This window comes from Planotetraspora thailandica, from assembly GCF_016863335.1.
Lineage (GTDB): Bacteria > Actinomycetota > Actinomycetes > Streptosporangiales > Streptosporangiaceae > Planotetraspora > Planotetraspora thailandica.
On record NZ_BOOR01000025.1, the window covers coordinates 143,408 to 160,358 of the forward strand.

Consider the following 16,951-nt stretch of genomic DNA (forward strand, 5'->3'; position numbering starts at 1 on the left):
ACCCTGGGCGTGATCATGCAGAAGTTCGCGGGCATGCGGGGTGGCCAGGGGCTTCCCGGATCGTGATCATGCGGAAGTTCGCCCGGAAGCCCCCTGACCTGCAGATTTGCATTTCCTGATCATGCACTGGCCTGTCACGTGCATGATCACGAAATGTGTTTTCGCAGGACAGGCCTGCAGAGTCAGAGCTACTGCATGATCACGAATCGTGTCTGCCCAGCTCAGGCCACGCGGCGCCGAACTTCTGCATGATCACTACACGAGAAGTGCCAGGTCACGGGCGGATGTGCGAACTTCTGCATGATCACGGGTCAAGATGAGCGTGTTCAAGCCACATGACCGCGAACTTCTGCATGATCACAACCAGGTGGGGTTCCACAACCACGCCGGATCACCAACAAGCTGGGGATTCACAACCACGCGGGGATCACCAACAAGCTGGGGATCACGGCCGCGTGGGGGTCATGGGGAGGTGGGGAGGATCGAGGGGAGGGGCTGGGCTCCGCGTTGGGTCAGGAGATCCTTCATCAGCTTGATCTCCGCCGTCTGGCTGTCGACGATGTGCTGGGCCAGGGACCGAACGTCCGGCCGGTCGGAGAGCTTGAGCAGGGCCTGAGCCATCTCCACGCCGCCCTCGTGATGCCTGATCATGAGCTGGAGGAAGAGGACCTCGGCGTCCTTGCCCTGTGCCGCCCGCAGCCGGTTCAGGTCGGCCTCCGAGGCCATGCCGGGCATGGCTCCCGGCGTCACGCCCGGGGTCGCCCCGCCGTGCCCGTGCCCGGCCATCCACGTCATCGGCGGCTGGCTCGACGCCTGGTCGAGGCCCCACTCCTGGAGCCAGCCCATGAACATTCCCCGCTGGGCGGTCTGGGTCGTGATGATGTCGTACGACAACGTCCGCAACGGCCCGTCGGACGTCTTGTCCCGGATGGTGAAGGCCATCTCGACCGCCTGGGAGTGGTGGACCGCCATGTCTCTGGCGAAGCCCGCCTCGGGCGAGGTGTCACTCGGCGTCCCCGACCTGGTCGCGAACACCACCACAAGGACGGCGGCGACGAGGAGCGCGACGATCCCGACGAGGGGGAGACGGCTCTTGGATTGTGGCGGGGTTTCGAGCATGACACTCGTCTCGGTGGTCATCGCCCCACAGGCTACTCGCTTTCCCGCAAATCACTGAGCCAAAGGTGCATCTCCACCCACTATTCTCCATACCGCAGCGGGGATGTCCGTGACCGGCAGTTGGAGGCTTGATGGCGAAGGGCAAGGCGCAGGCGAGGCGTGAGCACATCGAGCGCATGCGCGCCGAGCAGAGGAGCAAGGAGCGGCGTGCGGCTCTGCTCATGTGGGGCGTCGGAGGCCTGGTCGTCGTCGTACTCGTCGGCCTCGTCGGGTTCTACGTCTTCAAGGACCGTTCGGCCAAGTCGCTGGACGCGGTGAAGACGTTCGACTACAAGGGCTCGGAGCACACCTGGGGCAAGGTCGACTACAAGGAGAACCCGCCCGTCGGTGGCCAGCACAACTACTACTGGCAGAACTGCGGGATCTACGACAAGCCCATCCACAACGAGCACGGCGTCCACTCGCTGGAGCACGGTGCGGTCTGGATCACCTACCAGGCCGGCCTGCCGGCCGCCGACGTCGACCACCTGAAGACCCTGGCCTCGGCCGACTACATGCTGCTCAGCCCGTACCCGGGCCTGCCGGCGAAGGTGGTCGTCAGCTCCTGGAACCACCAGCTCGACCTGAGCAGTGCGGAGGACCCGCGCCTGGCCCAGTTCATCAAGACCTACAAGCAGAACCCGACCTACACGCCCGAGCTCGGCGCTGCCTGCGACCAGGGCGTGAGCACGACGGCCGACCAGCCGCTGCCCCCGGAGCCCACGCCGGCGGCCAGCCCCAGCGCCGGCACGCCGGCTATGGACCCGACCCCGTCGCCGGCGGCCTCCTGACCCTCTCCTCCGTACGGCCGAGCCGTACGGAGGCTCGGGCATAAGGAAGCCCCAGGAGAACACTCAGGGGAACAGGACCTGAGCGACCGGAACCGCCTCCAGCCCGTGCGCCTCGGCCACGGGCTGGTTGGTGAGGTGGCCCTCATGGGTGTTGAGCCCCAGCGCGAGCGCCGGGTCGGCCGCGAGCGCCTCCCGCCAGCCCAGGTCGGCGATGGCCAGGGCGTAGGGCAGGGTCACGTTGGTCAGCGCGTACGTCGAGGTGTGGGGCACCGCGCCCGGCATGTTGGCGACGCAGTAGAACACCGAGTCGTGCACCCGGTAGACCGGGTCGGCGTGCGTGGTGGGCCGCGAGTCCTCGAAGCAGCCGCCCTGGTCGATCGAGATGTCGACGAGCACCGAGCCCTTCTTCATCCGGGACACCAGCGTGTTGCTCACCAGCGTGGGCGCCTTCGCCCCGGGGACGAGCACCGCTCCGATCACCAGGTCGGCGTCCGTGACCGCCCGTTCGATCTCGTACGCGTTGGACGCGACGGTTCCGACCTTCCCCTGGTAGATCATGTCGGCCTGGCGGAGCCTGTCGACGTTGAGGTCGAGCAGCAGCACCTGGGCCTGCATCCCGGCGGCGATGGCCGCGGCGTTCATGCCGGACACGCCGGCGCCGATGACGACCACCTTGGCGGGGTAGACGCCGGGCACGCCGCCCATGAGCACTCCCCGGCCGCCGCCCTGCCGCATCAGGTGGTAGGCGCCCACCTGGGGGGCCAGCCGGCCCGCCACCTCCGACATGGGCGCGAGCAGCGGCAGCGCGCCGCCGGCCGTCTGGACGGTCTCGTAGGCGATGCCCGTGACACCCGAGTCCAGCATTGCCCTGGTGCACGACTCAGAGGCGGCCAGGTGCAGGTAGGTGAACAGAACCTGGCCCTTGCGCATGCGGTGGTATTCGGCGGGCACCGGCTCCTTGACCTTCAGGACGAGGTCGCTACCGGACCACACGGCGTCCGCCGAGTCGACGACGACGGCCCCTGCGGCGGCGTAGTCGTCGTCGGGTACGGAGGATCCGGTGCCGGCGTCCCGCTCGATGAGCACCTGGTGGCCGCGCCGCACGAACTCGTGCACGCCCGCGGGAGTGATCGCCACCCGGTACTCGTGGGTCTTGATCTCGCGGGGAACTCCGACTTTCATGCCTTCACTCTTGTTGCGGCCGATCGTGCGCGGCAGGGCGCGAGGGGCAAGCATGCGACGGACATTCCCGACAAATTGTCAATCGGGTCCAAAACTTGCCTTGGGATGACCTTGGGATTACCCGCCCTTGGGATACCTGGGTAGGCTCGGGCAAGCGATGGCAGAGATCGAGGTGGGGATGCAGGACGCGGCCGTCCCGGGTGACGAGGGCGCCGGTCCGCCGACAGGCGGCGCCGGAACCTCCGAAGCACCGGGCGGGGCGGGTCCGCGTTCCGCCGGAACCGACACCCAGTCCAGTGACGACAGCAGGGGCCGCGACGGCGAGCAGAGCTTCGACGGTCGCGACGTCCACCAGAATCATGGCGGCGTGAAGAGCCACGATGCCCGCGCGAGCGGTGAAAAACAGTCCGCCAAGGCGGAATCCGGCGGCGTTCCCCAAGTGCCCGCAGTCGGTCCGGCCTCCGGCCCCGCCGCGGCCGGCAAGGCCCAGGAGCCCGGCGCCACAGCCGCCGAGGCTCCGGCTTCCGGCACTGGGGCCGACAAGCCTCAAGGGTCTGGCACGGCGGCTGGCAAGGCCGAGGGGTCCGGCACTGTGCCCGCCGGGGCTCCGGCTTCCGGCACAGGGGCCGGCAAGGCTCAAGATTCCGGCACCGGGCCCGGCAAGCCTCAAGGATCCGGCACCGGGGCCGACAAGCCTCAAGGGTCCGGAACCACGGCGCCCCGGGATTCCGGAACCGCCGCGGGCGACAGCGACGCGCAGGACACCCAGGCCGGCAAGTCCGATGAATCCACCAAGTCCGATGAATCCGATAAGGACGGCTCGGCCGCGAAAGCGGACAAGGCCGAAGGCAAGACCCCCCGCAACCCCTCCAAGGCGACGCGCCGCACGACGGTCATCCTGGTCGTCGCGCTCGTCGTCGTGGTCGCGGTGGCCGCCGTGCTCGCCACCGTCGCGGTGCTGAGCACGCGCAACCCCGACGTCTCGCCGTTGACGGGCACGCCGGTGGTGCGCCTGAAGTCCCCAATGCACTTCGCGCCGGTGACCGGCGTGCACGCCGCGCCGTGCACCGAACCCGACGCCGTGCCCGACAACATCGGCTCGACGTGCTACCAGCTCGACCCCGGCGTCACCGTCACCACGCTGCAGAAGGTGGAGGCACTGCCGGAGCGTGACGGCACCTACTCGATTCGCGTGGTGCTCTCCCCGGGCACCCGCGACCAGGTCGCGGATCTCACCCGCGACACCGTGAAGCAGCAACTCGCCATCGTCGTGGGGGACCAGGTGGTAGCGGCCCCGCGCGTCGCGCAGGCGATCACTCAGGACAGCCTCAGCATCGCCGGGTTCACCAAGGACCAGGCCACGGCGATCGTCGGGCTGCTGACCGGCACCGGCACGCCTGCGACGCCCGGCGTGCCAGGCCTGCCCGCGACCGGCTCGACCCCGTCGCCCACGTCGACCGCGTCGACCACGTACGCCCCCGGCGTGACGTCGACCCAGTCCGGAACCCAGACGGGCACCCAGACGGGCACCCAGCCCGGCAACCAGACGGGGGTGCCGGGCAGCACCCAAGGGGGCGCGCAGGGCGGCGCCCCGGACGGCCAGACCTCCACCGGCGTCGTCCCCTCCGGGGGCGTGCCTACGGCGGGCACCATGCGCTTCCCCGACTGCAAGCAGGCCACGCTGGCCGGCTACGGCCCCTACACCAAGGGCGTCCATCAGGAGTACTCCTGGTACAACGACGCCGACGGCGACGGCGTCGCCTGCGACCCCGGAGACCTGGGCTAGCTGGAAACCTGGGCTAGCCGGAAACCTGGGCTAGCCGGGAAACCGGCCGGAGCTCTGGGCAGGCCGCAGACTGTCAGCCGGCGGGGACGAGCGCGATGTCCTCCGGCCGGATCGGGACGCGAGGCAGTTCGAGCCCGGTCGCGGCCCGTACGGCGGCCGCGACCGCGGGCGTCGACGACAGGGTGGGCGGCTCGCCCGCCCCACGCAGGCCGTACGGCGCGTGCGGGTCGGGGTTCTCCAGGATCGACAGGCGCATCGGCGGCATGTCGAGGATCGTGGGGATCAGGTAGTCGGTGAACGACGGGTTGAGCACCTTCCCGTCCCTGATCTGGATCTCCTCCATGAGCGCCAGGCCGAGCCCCTGGGCGGTCCCGCCGTGGATCTGGCCTTCCAGCGCCAGCGGGTTGAGGATCTTGCCCACGTCCTGCACGGCCGCGAGCTCGACGACCTTGACCAGGCCGAGCTCGACGTCGACGTCGACGACCGCCCGGTGCACGCACAGCGCGAGCTGCACATGCGAGTCGCCCTGCCCTGTGACCGGATCCATCGGGAACGTCGGCCGGTGGCGATACTCCCGCGTCTCCTCGACCGGGCCCAGCAGCTCCAGGAGCTCCTCCAGGGGCGACCCCAGGTTCTGCGCCCGCATCGCGTCGAGACGCTCCCGTACGGCCTCGCAGGCCGCCTTGACCGCGCCGCCCGTCACGTAGGACTGGCGGGACGCGGAGGAGGAGCCCGCCGAGCCGACGGAGGTGTCGGCGGGGGCGACGGTCACCTTGTCGATGCCCAGCTCGGTGCGGGCGATCTGCGCCTTGATCGTGATCAGGCCCTGGCCGACCTCGGCGGCCGCGGTGTGGACGAGCACGTGCGGCTCTCCCCCGAGCAGTTCCACGCGCACCCGGGCCGTCGAATAGTCGTCGAAGCCCTCGGAGAAGCAGATGTTCTTGATGCCGACGCCGTAGCCCACGCCTCGCCGTACACCCTCGCCGTGCGTGGTCTGGGCGACTCCTCCCGGCAGCGACCTCAGGTCGGCGCCGGCGGAGGCCTGCGGGGGCAGGGGCATGGCGGCGAGTTCCTCGAGCATGCCCGCCAGAGGGGCGGGGGTGTCGACGACCTGCCCGGTGACGAGCCGCGATCCCTGGGACACGGCGTTGCGGACACGGATCTCCACGGGAGACAGGCCGCACGCCTCGGCGAGCCTGTCCATCTGCGACTCGTAGGCGTAGCAGGCCTGCACCGCGCCGAACCCGCGCATCGCGCCGCACGGCGGGTTGTTGGTGTAGACGCCGTAGGCGTCGATCAGGACGTTGTCCACCTCGTACGGCCCGACGCCCAGCGAGGCGGCGTTGCCGACCACGGCGGGAGACGACGAGCAGTAGGCCCCGCCGTCGAGGACGATCTCGGCCTTGACGTAGACCAGCCGCCCGTCGGCCGTCGCACCGTGCTCGTACCGCATCCGCGCGGGGTGCCGGTGCACGTGGCCGAAGAACGACTCCTCCCGGCCGTACACGATCTTGACGGGCTTGCCCGTCCTGAGGGCCAGCATGGCCGCGTGGATCTGCATCGACAGGTCCTCGCGGGCGCCGAACGCGCCGCCCACTCCGGCGAGCGACAGCCGCACCTTGTCCTTGGGCAGTCCCAGGCAGGGCGCGACCTGGCCCTGGTCGACGTGCAGCCACTGCGTGGCGATGTAGAGGTCCACGCCGCCGTCCTCGTCCGGTACGGCCAGGCCCGACTCGGGGCCGAGGAAGGCCTGGTCCTGCATGCCCACCTCGTACTCCCCGGACACGACGACCGGGGCCTCGAAGGTGTCCCCGACCCTGACCGGCTGGTGCCGTACGAGGTTGCCGCCGGGGTGCACGGACGGGCACGACGGGTCGAAGGCGGCGCGGCGGGCGTCGGTGACCGCCTCACGCACCTCGTAGTCGACGACGATCGCGGCGGCGGCGCGGCGCGCGGTCTCCGGGTGGTCGGCCGCCACGAGTGCGACCGGCTCACCCTGGTAGCGCACCTGGTCGATCGCCAGCACGGGCTGGTCCTTGAGTTCCAGACCGTAGAACTTCTCGCCGGGGACGTCCTTGTGGGTCAGCACCGCGGACACCCCCGGCATGGCCAGGGCGGGGCCGACGTCGATCGAGCGGATCCACGCCGACGGGTGCGGGCTGCGCAGCGTCGCGCCCCAGAGCATGCCGTCCAGCCAGAGGTCGGAGGAGTAGGCGAACTCCCCGGTCACCTTGAGCGTCCCGTCGGGCCGCAGCACGCTTTCGCCCACTCCCGAGCGAGATCCGGTCCTGATACTGGTCACACGATGAAGTACATCAACCCAGGTCATCGCGGCCAATGGGCGGCGGCATGAAAGCCGGAGACCACGCATGACGATGATTGTAGATTTCTCCAAATACGCTAGGTCGTGTGCTGCTGAGTGATCTGCTGGCGATGCCGGAGCTCCGGCTCGGCCTGCTCGTGGGCGAGACGCGCCTGGACCGGGAGATCGTGGCCGCCGTCGTCACCGACCTGCCCGAGCCGGGGCGCTACCTGGCGGGCGGCGAACTCGTGCTCACCGGGCTCATGTGGCGCCAGGAGCCCGCCGACGCGCACCGCTTCGTGGACGCCCTGGTCCAGGCGGGCGTCGCCGCACTGGGCGCGGGAGACGCCCTGCTCGGGCACATCCCCGCCGACCTCGTGGACGCCTGCCGCGAGCGGGGGCTCCCGCTGATCGAGGTGCCGGTGGAGGTGTCCTTTGGCGCGGTCACGGAGGCGGTCGCGAGGCGGGTGGCCGCCGCCCAGGCGGGGGACCTGCGTGGCGTGCTCGGCAGGCGCCGCCGCATCGTCGCCGCCGTCGCCGAGGGCGCGGGCCTCGACGGCCTGGTCGACCTCACGGCCGCGGAGCTCGGCGTCACCGCCGCCGTGATCTCCGCCGCCGGGTCGGTCGTGGCCGGGGACCTTCCCCAGGCCCATGCCGTACGGCTGGCGCACGACTTCCTGGCCGCCGTCCGCCTTCCCGCCCTCGTGACCGGGCCGGACGGCGAGCCGTACACGCTGTTCGCGGTGGACCGCTCGCACCGCGCCGCCGGCTGGGCGCTGGCGTGCCGGGGCGAGGTCGACGCGGAGACCGGGTTCGAGCTGGCGTCATGCGTGGCGATGGAGCGCACCCGGACGGAGGAGGGCCGCAGAGTCGAGCGGCGCCTGGCCGAGCAGCTCATCGCGCTCGCCTGCTCCGGCGACGCCGACCCATCCGAGCTGTCGGCCCGCATGAGGACCTGCGGCATCGACACGGCTGAGCCATACGTCGTGGTGACCGCCGCGGCCGCCCGGCGGGGAGCCGCCGAAGGGCCCGACCCCTCGGTGCTCGGGGGCCAGGTCGTGGAGGAGTTGCTCGACCGGCGGGTGGTGGCCGCGTCCGGCGCGGACGGATCCGTCGCGATCGTGCCGCTCCGGGGGGAGCAGGCCCACGATCTCGCCGAGCGACTCCGTGAACGCTCGGTTCTGCTGGCCGGCGGGCTACCCGGCCTTCGGCTGTCGATCGGCCTGAGCGGCGCCCTCCAGGGGGCAGCCTCAATACGCGGAGGAGTCGAAGAGGCCGGCCACGCCAGGCGGCTCGCCGACGCCCGCGGCGGGGCGGTGGTGACCAGCGACGAGATCTACACGCACGCCTTGCTGCTGGCGACCGTGCCCGGTGAGATCCGCAGGTCGTTCGCCGGGCGGCTGCTCGGGCCGCTGTTCGACTACGACCGGACCCACCAGGCGGATCTGGTCCGTACGTTGGGCGCGTTCCTCGACAGCGCAGGGTCGTGGAACGCGTGCGCGGAACGACTGCACGTCCACGTCAACACGGTCCGCTACCGGATCCGCCGCGTGGAAGAGCTGACCGGCAAGGACCTGTCGTCCATGAGAGACAGGGTGGATCTGTTCCTGGCGTTGCGCGCCGACTGAGCGCGGCACCCCGACACCGCCGGGCCCTCCCCTGCCTTCCCCGAAGGGAAGGCCCCCTGAGGGAGGACTGAGGAACGAACCCCTGTAGCTACCCCTACCTGGTGTGATGGCCTGTGTAACGACTCAGCAGCAGAAGTCGTTCATGTACATCTTTACTGTCGTGGACGCACTGGCGGACGTACCATTGCTCCCGATGAACATGAAGGCCCCAAGTAGGGCGGTCAGGCCAAATACGGCTAGGCGGCGCATGCGGGTCTCTTTCGTGAAGGTCCAAATGTCGGGACTTCATCTTCTCAAGGGGTGTGCGTGACCAGTCAAGGTGTGGTCGGTGAGCGGATCAAGACAATCCGTCGTCAACGTGGCCTCTCACAGGCACAGCTGGCGCATCCTGAACTATCCGACAGTTATGTATCTCTCATTGAAAGCGGCAAGCGAACCCCCACTCCGGCCGTCTTGGAGCTGCTGGCCCAGAAGCTCGACTGCTCCCTGACCTACCTGGTGAACGGCGTCACCGCCGAGCAGATGGAAGAGCTCGAAGTCGGGCTCCGCTTCGCCCGGCTGGCCCTGGAGAACGGCGACCTCACTGAGGCCAGGCGCCGGTTCGCGGAACTCATCGAGGACAAGAGCCTGTCCGGCCTCCCCTCGCTCCGGCAGGAGGCGCAGTACGGCTACGCGCTCGCGAGTGAGGCGTGCGGCGACCTGCCCGAGGCGATCTCGACACTGAACGTCCTCCGGGAAAGCGACGGGGACAGCCAGACTCCCGAGCAGCGCATCAAGATCGGGATCGCGCTGTGCCGCTGCTATCGCGAGATCGGCGACTTTGAGGCGGCGGTGCGGGTGGGCGAGGACATGACGAGCGTCGCCACGGCTTCCCCCGTATGGAACGACGACCTCATCGAGCTCGGCTCCACGCTCCTTTCCGTCTACATCGTGCGGGGCGACCTGCTGCGCGCTCGCCAGTTCGCCGGCGAACTGCTCGCGGCGGCGGAGGCGCTCGGCACGCCCCGGGCCATCGTGGCCGCGTGCTGGAACGCCGCGTTGACCGCGGAGGAGGTCGGGTCCGGCGAGGAGGCGATGACCCTCATCGAGCGCGCCCTGGCCGTGCAATCGGAGAACGGAGAGCCGCGCAACCTCGCCCGGCTCCGCTCCGCCTACGCCAAGGTGCAGTTGCGCGTGCGTCCGGCCGAGGCCCTCGCGGTCAGGGATCTGTCGACGCGCGCCCTGGAGGAGCTCAAGGCGTCGGCGGCGGGCACGACCAGCATCGCCACCTGCGAGCTCAACATCGCCAAGGCCGAGATGATCCTCGGCCACCCCGATGAGGCCGCCGACCACGCGCAGACAGCCCTCGACCTGGCCGAAGCCGGGACGAGTGACACGGTGCTGGCCAGCGCCCAGCTGGTGGTGAGCCAAGTTCGCTGGTTGCAGCGCAGGGACGAGGAGTCGCTGGCGGATCTGGCCAAGGCCGAGGCGTCGCTGCAGCGTCTGCCCGCCACCCGCAGGACCGCGGAGGCCTGGCAGACCGCAGCTGAGACGTTCGGGCAGCTCGGGGAGGACGAGAAGAGCGTGGCTGCCTACCAGCGGGCGCTCGACTGTGTGGGTCTGTGACCTCAGGCGGTCCGGCGGGCTGAAGGCGCGGGGTGTGGACCGGGGGTCCGCATCGGTAGCCTTGGAGCTGCCATGAACAAATCCCGGATCGCCGTTGCCGTCACGCTTGCCTTCACCGTCCTTCTGGGCGTCGTGATCGCGCCTCCCGCCGAGGCGCACACGGTGTTGAGGAGCAGCACGCCCAAGGAGAACGCCGAGGTGGAAAGCCTCCGCAAGGTGGTTCTCGAGTTCACCGACTCGGTGCGCTTCCCGACCGTGCAGGTGCGCGACGCGGGTGGTAATCGCCATGACAGCGGCCAGCCGGTCGTGAACGGCACCAGGTTGAGCCAGGCCGTGAACGCGCCGCTCCCGCCGGGTGGCTACACGATCGCCTGGCGGGTCGTCTCCGAAGACGGCCACCCGATCGTGGGGGAGATCCCCTTCAAGGTGATCGAACGTCCCGGGTCGGCCACGCCGTCCGCGTCGGCCGGCCCGTCTGCGGCCGTCACGACGAACACGACTCCCGGAGCGATCGAAGCCTCGGAAACCGCCACCGCCGTCACCGCTGCCACCTCGCCGGCCGGAGCCGACCAGCAGGACGAGCCGAAGATCCCCGGGTGGCTCTGGGTCGTCGTCTTCGGAGTCGCGGGCATCGGCATCGGCATGGTCCTCAGCCTGCGGAAGAAGCCGTGAACAGGACACTGCGCCTCACCGTCGCCGCCGTCTGCGCCGCGACGGTCGCTCTCGTGATCGGGATGGTCGCCGGGGGTGCGGTTACTCCCAGGTTCATCCCCGGCCTGCCCGACGAGGGCACGCTGACCCGTTGGATGTTGCCGCTGTCCAAGCTGGTCATGGACTTCTCCGGCGTGCTGACCGTGGGCCTGCTGCTCTTCGCGACCGCCCTCCTGCCCAGCGACAAAGGGCTGCTCGGCAAGCCCGCCCAGGAATATGTGAAGGCCGCCTCCTGGGCCGCCCTGGTCTGGGCGGTCGCCGCCGGCTCCACGCTGATCTTCAGCCTGTCGGACACGCTCGGCGCGCCGGTGAGCGAGGTCCTCGCCGGAACCGAGCTGACCAGCTACGCCAGCCAGGTGCCGCAGGGCATCGCGCTCACGCTGGTGGTGCTTTTCGGCGTCGCCATCGCGTTGTTCGCCCGCGGCGCCATCACCGCCGGGTCTGCGGCCGGGCTTCTGGTCTTCGCGCTGGCCACGTTGTTGCCGCCCGCGCTGACCGGCCACTCCTCCTCCTCGCCCAACCACGGGCTGGCGACCACCTCGGTCGCCTTCCATCTGCTCTTCCTGGCGTTGTGGGTCGGCGGCCTCGGCGTGCTCTGCGTGCACGCCCTCGGCGGAGAGCGGCAACTCGACATCGCCGCCTCCCGGTTCTCCCGCATGGCCCTGTGGTGCTTCATCGGGGTCGGCGTCTCAGGCGTCGCCAGCGTGCTGGCCCGCCTGTCCTCCGTCGGCGACCTGTTCACCTCCGCCTACGGGCTCCTGCTGCTCGCCAAGACGGCGGTCTTCGTCGTGCTGGGCGTCATCGGATGGCGCCACCGCCAGGGAACGCTGTCCAAGCTGGCCGCGGGCGAGTCGCGATCCTTCCTGCGCCTTGCCCTGGGCGAGGTCGTGCTCATGTCGGCGACCCTCGGCGTCGCCGTCGCCTTGTCCCGCACCGCCCCGCCGCCGCCCGACGTGCCGATCGACCGGGCCTTCGACCTGCTCGGCTACCTGATGCCGCCCCCCGTCTCGGTGTGGAACCTCGTGGCGTTGTGGTGGTTCGACCTCTTCTTCGCCGTGATCGCCGTCGTCCTGGGCGGTCTGTACGCCGCAGGGGTGGTGCGGCTTCGCCGCCGCGGAGACACGTGGCCGTGGGGGCGCACGGTCCTGTGGTTCGCCGGCGTCGTCGTCCTCCTCCTCGCCACCCAGAGCGGCATCGCGCGCTACGCGCCCGTGCTGTTCAGCGTGCACATGACCGAGCACATGATCCTTTCCATGCTGGTGCCGATCTTCCTGGTGCTCGGCGCCCCGGTCACCCTCGCTCTGCGCGCGCTCAAGCCCGCCGCACGCAGAGGCGACCGCGGCCCGCGCGAGTGGATCACAGTGATCCTGCACAGCCGTGTGATGAAGGTCGTCGCCCATCCGGCGATCGCGACGGCGATCTTCATCTCCTCGACGTACGCGCTGTATTTCACCCCGCTGTTCGCCTCGGCCATGGAAGAGCACCTCGGGCACATCGCCATGTCGCTGCACTTCCTGCTCAGCGGGTGCCTTTTCTTCTACGTGATCATCGGGGTGGACCCGGGGCCGCACCGGCTGCCCTACGTCGCCCGCCTGGTGCTGCTCCTGGTGACGATGCCGTTCCACGCGTTCTTCGGAGTCGCGCTGATGAGCATGGGCACGGTGATCGCCTCCGAGTGGTACGACCAGCTGGGCCGTACATGGGGTGCCTCGTCGCTGGCCGACCAGGTGACCGGCGGCGGCATCGCCTGGTCGTTCGGTGAGGTCCCGACGCTGATCGTGCTGCTCGCGCTCGCCATCCAGTGGTGGCGCGACGACAACCGCCGGGCGCTGCGCGCCGACCGGCGCGCCGACGCCGTCGCCGCCAAGACCGGCGGCTCAGGAGACGCAGAGCTCGACGCCTACAACGACTACCTCGCCAAGATCAACAAGCGGGACGCGGCGGCCGAGTAGGCGGGACCCCCGGGCGTCCGGGGGCCGCCTGCCTGAGTCCGGCTGCTTGAGCCGGCTGTTTGATGCCTGCTCAGGGGAGCGTCAGGATCTCGTGGCCCGAGTCGGTGACCACGATCGTGTGCTCGAACTGCGCGGTCCGCTTGCGGTCCTTGGTCACCGCCGTCCATCCGTCCGGCCAGATGTCGTACTCGATCGTGCCGAGCGTCAGCATCGGCTCGATCGTGAACGTCATGCCGGGGACGAGGGTGACCTGCAGCGACGGGTCGTCGTAATGGGGGACGATCAGGCCGGAGTGGAACGACGTCGCGATCCCGTGCCCCGTGAAGTCACGGACCACGCCGTAGCCGAAGCGCTTGGCGTACGCCTCGATCACCCGGCCGACGATGTTGAGCTGCCTCCCGGGAGCGACCGCCTTGATCGCCCGCATGGTCGCCTCGTGCGTGCGCTCGACCAGCAGCCGCGACTCCTCGTCGACGTCGCCCACGAGGAACGTGGCATCGGTGTCGCCGTGCACGCCGCCGATGAAGCCGGTGATGTCGACGTTGACGATGTCGCCGTCTTTCAGGACCGTGTCGTCGGGGATGCCGTGGCAGATGACCTCGTTGATCGAGGTGCACAGCGACTTCGGATAGCCCCGGTAGCCGAGGGTGGACGGGTAGGCGTCGTGGTCGCAGAGGAACTCGTGGCCGATCCGGTCGAGTTCGTCGGTGGTCACGCCGGGGGCGACGTGCTTGCCGACCTCCTGCAGCGCCTGCGCCGCGATCCGGCCCGCGACGCGCATCTTCTCGATCGTCTCGGCCGTCTGGACGTCGCCGCCGCCCTTTGTGGGCTCCGGTTTCCCGACGTACTCCGGGCGCTTGATGTGGGAGGGAACCTTGCGCGTGGGCGAGATACGCCCGGGCCGGAGCAGCGTCGTCATGGCGCCAAGTCTAGTTGCGCTTTGAGGGGGCACCATTTACGACGTGAGCGATCAATGGTGGTTCTGTCTCAAGCACATGCGCGTCGAGGGGGAGAAGGGCTGTCCCAACAAGGACAGGCTCGGCCCCTACGACACCCAGGAGGCCGCGGAACACGCCCTCCAGACAGCGGACGAGCGAAACAAGGCCTGGAAAGCCCAAGACAAGGAATGGAACGACGACTGACATCCCCCTCCAAGTTTGGCCGTGATCATGCAGAAGTTCGGCCGGGTGCCCACTGACCTGCCCACCCCCTGGGCGTGATCATGCAGAAGTTCGACGGGGGCCGTCTTGACCTGCCACAACGCCATTCGTGATCATGCAGAACTTCGGTCATCCGCGTGCCTAGCTGCGGCGATGATTGTCGTGATCATGCACTGGCTCGGCGTGTGTTCTCGGATGCATGATCACGCTCATCGTTTGGCCAGGTCAGGGGGTGTGCTGGCGAACTTCTGCATGATCACGATGATGGGAAGCGCAGGTCAAGTGACCTGTCGCCGAGCTTCTGCATGATCACGGCGCGGGGATGGCCAGGTCAGGCGCCGTGCCGGCGAACTTCTGCATGATCACGCGGACGGGGTCGGGGGATGTGGACGGGGTCAGGGGATGGGGTGGAGTTCTGGCCCGGCGGGGGTGGCTTCGGGCTGGGCGGGCTTCTTGCGGGCCCGGGAAGCGATCAGGCGGCCTAGGGTCACCACGCCGATGCCGCTCCAGATCATGTTCAGGATGGCGGACGGCCAGGCGGAGTGGTAGCCGCTGTTGATCATGAGGGTGGCGGCGCCGACGAAGTTGAGAGCCTGGTACGACAGGCCGTCGCCGGACATCTTCCCGGCAGAAACCATGGCATAGCCGTACAAAAGGATGATGGCACCAAGAGTGCCAATGATCGTGATAAATGCGGACATCGTGGTCTACCTGCGGCCAGAGAGGTGGTTCATGGTTCAATCATCCCGGCCCTAGCCAATGAAGTTCAAGTGAAGAAATCTTAAGCATGACGTAAGCTTAGCTGTATGGAGATCGACCCACGGCGGCTGCGGATCCTGCATGAGGTGTTCCGCAGAGGCGGCGTCATGAAGGCGGCCGAGGCGCTGCACCTCACTCCTTCGGCGGTGTCCCAGCAGCTCGCCCAGCTCGAACGCGAGGTGGGCCTGGCACTCGTCGACCGGTCGCAGCGCAGGGTCTCGCTGACCCCGGCCGGCCGCGTGCTCGCCGCCTACGCCGAGCGGATCGAGGAGCAGCTCGCCGAGGCCAAGCGCGAGCTCAACCGTTTCACCGAGCGCCTGTCGGGCCCGGTGACGATAGCGGCGTTCCCCACCGTGATCCGCCACCTGATGGTGCCCGCGTTGCGCGAGCTGTCCGTACGGCATCCGCGCATCACGCCGGTCATCCAGGAGATCTTCGGCCCGCCCGCCCTGCAGGAGCTCCGCCTGGGCGGGGTGGACCTGGTCGTCACCGAGCGGGACATGAACCAGCCCGCCCCCTCCCTGCCGTCGATGTCGCGGCACCGGCTCTACGACGACGAATACCGCATCGTCGTCCCGCCCGGCTGGGGGACGATCCCCGAGGCGGTCGACGACCTGACCGACCTGCCCTGGGTGGCCGGAGTGCCGGACCAGGCCTGCGGCCAGGCCCTTGAGCGGCTGGCGCAGCTCCACGGGTTCACGCCGAACAGGGTGCACGTCATCGCCGAGTTCCCGCCGACCCTGGGGCTCGTGTCGGCAGGACACGGGGTGGCCATCGTGCCGTCGCTGGCGCTGCTCGACGTGCCTGCGGGCGAGGTCGTGGTCACGGGGATCCACGGGGTGGGGTCCCGCCGGATCGAGGCGCTGACCCGGGTGAGCCGCACGACCTCGGGGGAGCCCGACCCGGTGCAGGGCGCGGTCATCGAGGTGTTGCGGGAGGCGGCGGCCGAGCTGACCGACCGGGTCGGGGAGCTCAGCAGGCCGCCGATCTCGCGCGGCTAGCCTGCGGTCTCGGGCAGAGTGTCGCCGGTCTCCAGCAGCGTCTTCAGGCTGGACAGGAGGTGCGGCCAGCCTTCCTGCACGCCCGCGAGCATGGTGCTTCCCGGTTCGAAGTCGTCGTGGATCACGGTCAGTTTGACCGTCGGCCCCATCTGCTCGAGCTCGAAGGTCACCTTCGTCCGGCGTTCCGCGGACCACCGGGCCAGGGTTTCCTCGTCCATCTCGTGGGCCCGGGCGAACTCCGGCGTGATGGTGTGCCAGGTGTAGGCCAGCCTGGTGAAAGGCTCGGATTCGAGCACGACCTGCTCGGGGTCGGCCATGCGTACGCCGCGGGTCTCCCACACCACGGGCGAGCCCGGCTTCCAGTCCGACTCGAACGTGACGCCCCAGTAGCGCTTGGTGAACGCCGGATCGGTCAGCGCCTGCCACAGGCGCTCGGGCGTGGTTCTGATGTAGGTGCGGTAGACGAATTCGGTGTCGCTCATCGGTTCGGACTCCAATGCTTCCTTGAGGTCGGCGAGCGCACGTGCACGGTGGCGGTCGTATCGGGCGATCCAGCGGTCGGCGATGGCGTTGATCGGCTCGGCGTTGACGTAGTGCAGCTTCTCCCTGCCGCGCCACACCGTGACGACGAGGCCCGCCTCTTCCAGCACCGCCAGATGCTTGCTGACGGACTGCCGGGTCATGTCGAGCCCGGCGCACAACTCCCGCAGGCTCTGCCCGCCCCGCTGGTTCAGGTCGTCGAGCAGCCGGCGCCGGCTGGGGTCGGCCAGCGCCTTGAACACCTCGTCCATCCCGCTCCGAAAAAACTCGTTCTGGAACAGGCCACTGCGAGACGGGTGTCTCGCATCGCCACATGCAGCCGTTTGGTTGCATGTGAAGGTAGGCAACCTTTCGGCTGCATGTCAACCGCCGTGGG

General features: G+C 69.3%; 14 protein-coding genes. 8 read left to right on the plus strand and 6 right to left on the minus strand.

Annotation, left to right across the window (positions count from 1 at the left end; genetic code table 11):
* Window positions 1-462: 462 nt before the first annotated feature.
* Window positions 463-1,140, minus strand: coding sequence for a DUF305 domain-containing protein (locus Pth03_RS18485; RefSeq protein WP_203945541.1), 678 nt, complete (start codon window positions 1,138-1,140; stop codon window positions 463-465).
* A gap of 110 nt (window positions 1,141-1,250) precedes the next feature.
* Here Pth03_RS18485 and Pth03_RS18490 point away from each other — a divergent pair, with 110 nt between their 5' ends.
* Window positions 1,251-1,949: a thioredoxin-like domain-containing protein gene (locus Pth03_RS18490; protein WP_203945542.1), complete on the plus strand. Its 699-nt coding sequence runs from the start codon at window positions 1,251-1,253 to the stop codon at window positions 1,947-1,949.
* A 63-nt stretch (window positions 1,950-2,012) separates the two neighbouring features.
* Here Pth03_RS18490 and ald read toward each other — a convergent pair whose 3' ends face one another.
* The gene (ald, locus tag Pth03_RS18495) at window positions 2,013-3,131 is read right to left on the minus strand and encodes an alanine dehydrogenase (RefSeq protein WP_203945644.1); all 1,119 of its coding nucleotides are present in this window, start codon (window positions 3,129-3,131) and stop codon (window positions 2,013-2,015) included.
* A 157-nt stretch (window positions 3,132-3,288) separates the two neighbouring features.
* Between ald and Pth03_RS18500 the strand changes: the two genes are divergently transcribed.
* Entirely contained in the window at window positions 3,289-4,917 is a 1,629-nt protein-coding gene (locus Pth03_RS18500) for an excalibur calcium-binding domain-containing protein (protein ID WP_203945543.1), read from the plus strand.
* A 73-nt stretch (window positions 4,918-4,990) separates the two neighbouring features.
* Here Pth03_RS18500 and Pth03_RS18505 read toward each other — a convergent pair whose 3' ends face one another.
* A complete protein-coding gene (locus Pth03_RS18505) occupies window positions 4,991-7,219 on the minus strand; it encodes a molybdopterin cofactor-binding domain-containing protein (RefSeq protein ID WP_239119145.1) in 2,229 nt (742 codons plus the stop codon).
* A gap of 107 nt (window positions 7,220-7,326) precedes the next feature.
* On the opposite strand from Pth03_RS18505, the gene Pth03_RS18510 reads away from it, so the two are divergent.
* The 4 genes from Pth03_RS18510 (at window position 7,327) to Pth03_RS18525 (ending at window position 13,115) form a co-directional block, all read left to right on the plus strand.
* Window positions 7,327-8,847, plus strand: a complete 1,521-nt coding sequence (locus tag Pth03_RS18510; RefSeq protein WP_203945545.1) for a PucR family transcriptional regulator — start codon at window positions 7,327-7,329, stop codon at window positions 8,845-8,847.
* A gap of 321 nt (window positions 8,848-9,168) precedes the next feature.
* Window positions 9,169-10,452, plus strand: coding sequence for a helix-turn-helix domain-containing protein (locus tag Pth03_RS18515; RefSeq protein ID WP_239119166.1), 1,284 nt, complete (start codon window positions 9,169-9,171; stop codon window positions 10,450-10,452).
* Between the two features lie 72 nt (window positions 10,453-10,524).
* A complete protein-coding gene (locus tag Pth03_RS18520) occupies window positions 10,525-11,124 on the plus strand; it encodes a copper resistance CopC family protein (protein WP_203945547.1) in 600 nt (199 codons plus the stop codon).
* The gene (locus Pth03_RS18525; RefSeq protein WP_239119146.1) at window positions 11,121-13,115 is read left to right on the plus strand and encodes a bifunctional copper resistance protein CopD/cytochrome c oxidase assembly protein; all 1,995 of its coding nucleotides are present in this window, start codon (window positions 11,121-11,123) and stop codon (window positions 13,113-13,115) included. Before Pth03_RS18520 ends, Pth03_RS18525 begins: the two co-directional genes overlap by 4 nt.
* Window positions 13,116-13,185: 70 nt before the next feature.
* Here the strand turns inward: Pth03_RS18525 and map are convergent, their stop codons facing one another.
* Window positions 13,186-14,034 carry a type I methionyl aminopeptidase gene (gene map, locus Pth03_RS18530; protein ID WP_203945548.1) on the minus strand — a complete coding sequence of 283 codons (849 nt, stop codon included), beginning with the start codon at window positions 14,032-14,034 and terminating at the stop codon, window positions 13,186-13,188.
* Window positions 14,035-14,077: 43 nt separating this feature from the next.
* Between map and Pth03_RS18535 the strand changes: the two genes are divergently transcribed.
* Window positions 14,078-14,257, plus strand: a complete 180-nt coding sequence (locus Pth03_RS18535) for a hypothetical protein (RefSeq protein WP_203945549.1) — start codon at window positions 14,078-14,080, stop codon at window positions 14,255-14,257.
* A 413-nt stretch (window positions 14,258-14,670) separates the two neighbouring features.
* Here Pth03_RS18535 and Pth03_RS18540 read toward each other — a convergent pair whose 3' ends face one another.
* Window positions 14,671-14,976 (minus strand): CBU_0592 family membrane protein, encoded by a 306-nt coding sequence (locus Pth03_RS18540; RefSeq protein ID WP_203945550.1) that lies wholly within the window; start codon window positions 14,974-14,976, stop codon window positions 14,671-14,673.
* Window positions 14,977-15,081: 105 nt separating this feature from the next.
* On the opposite strand from Pth03_RS18540, the gene Pth03_RS18545 reads away from it, so the two are divergent.
* A complete protein-coding gene (locus Pth03_RS18545; protein WP_203945551.1) occupies window positions 15,082-16,035 on the plus strand; it encodes a LysR family transcriptional regulator in 954 nt (317 codons plus the stop codon).
* Here the strand turns inward: Pth03_RS18545 and Pth03_RS18550 are convergent.
* Window positions 16,032-16,826: an ArsR/SmtB family transcription factor gene (locus Pth03_RS18550; RefSeq protein ID WP_203945552.1), complete on the minus strand. Its 795-nt coding sequence runs from the start codon at window positions 16,824-16,826 to the stop codon at window positions 16,032-16,034. The two genes, Pth03_RS18545 and Pth03_RS18550, sit on opposite strands and share 4 nt — an antisense overlap.
* Between the last annotated feature and the right edge of the window lie 125 nt (window positions 16,827-16,951).

What these genes read in the sequence shown, in the direction of transcription:
- Pth03_RS18485 (WP_203945541.1), bottom strand. Translation starts at nt 1,140, where the DNA reads ATGACCACCGAGACGAGTGTCATGCTCGAAACCCCGCCACAATCCAAG.
- Pth03_RS18490 (WP_203945542.1), top strand. Translation starts at nt 1,251, where the DNA reads ATGGCGAAGGGCAAGGCGCAGGCGAGGCGTGAGCACATCGAGCGCATG.
- ald (WP_203945644.1), bottom strand. Translation starts at nt 3,131, where the DNA reads ATGAAAGTCGGAGTTCCCCGCGAGATCAAGACCCACGAGTACCGGGTG.
- Pth03_RS18500 (WP_203945543.1), top strand. Translation starts at nt 3,289, where the DNA reads ATGGCAGAGATCGAGGTGGGGATGCAGGACGCGGCCGTCCCGGGTGAC.
- Pth03_RS18520 (WP_203945547.1), top strand. Translation starts at nt 10,525, where the DNA reads ATGAACAAATCCCGGATCGCCGTTGCCGTCACGCTTGCCTTCACCGTC.
- map (WP_203945548.1), bottom strand. Translation starts at nt 14,034, where the DNA reads ATGACGACGCTGCTCCGGCCCGGGCGTATCTCGCCCACGCGCAAGGTT.
- Pth03_RS18540 (WP_203945550.1), bottom strand. Translation starts at nt 14,976, where the DNA reads ATGTCCGCATTTATCACGATCATTGGCACTCTTGGTGCCATCATCCTT.
- Pth03_RS18545 (WP_203945551.1), top strand. Translation starts at nt 15,082, where the DNA reads ATGGAGATCGACCCACGGCGGCTGCGGATCCTGCATGAGGTGTTCCGC.
- Pth03_RS18550 (WP_203945552.1), bottom strand. Translation starts at nt 16,826, where the DNA reads ATGGACGAGGTGTTCAAGGCGCTGGCCGACCCCAGCCGGCGCCGGCTG.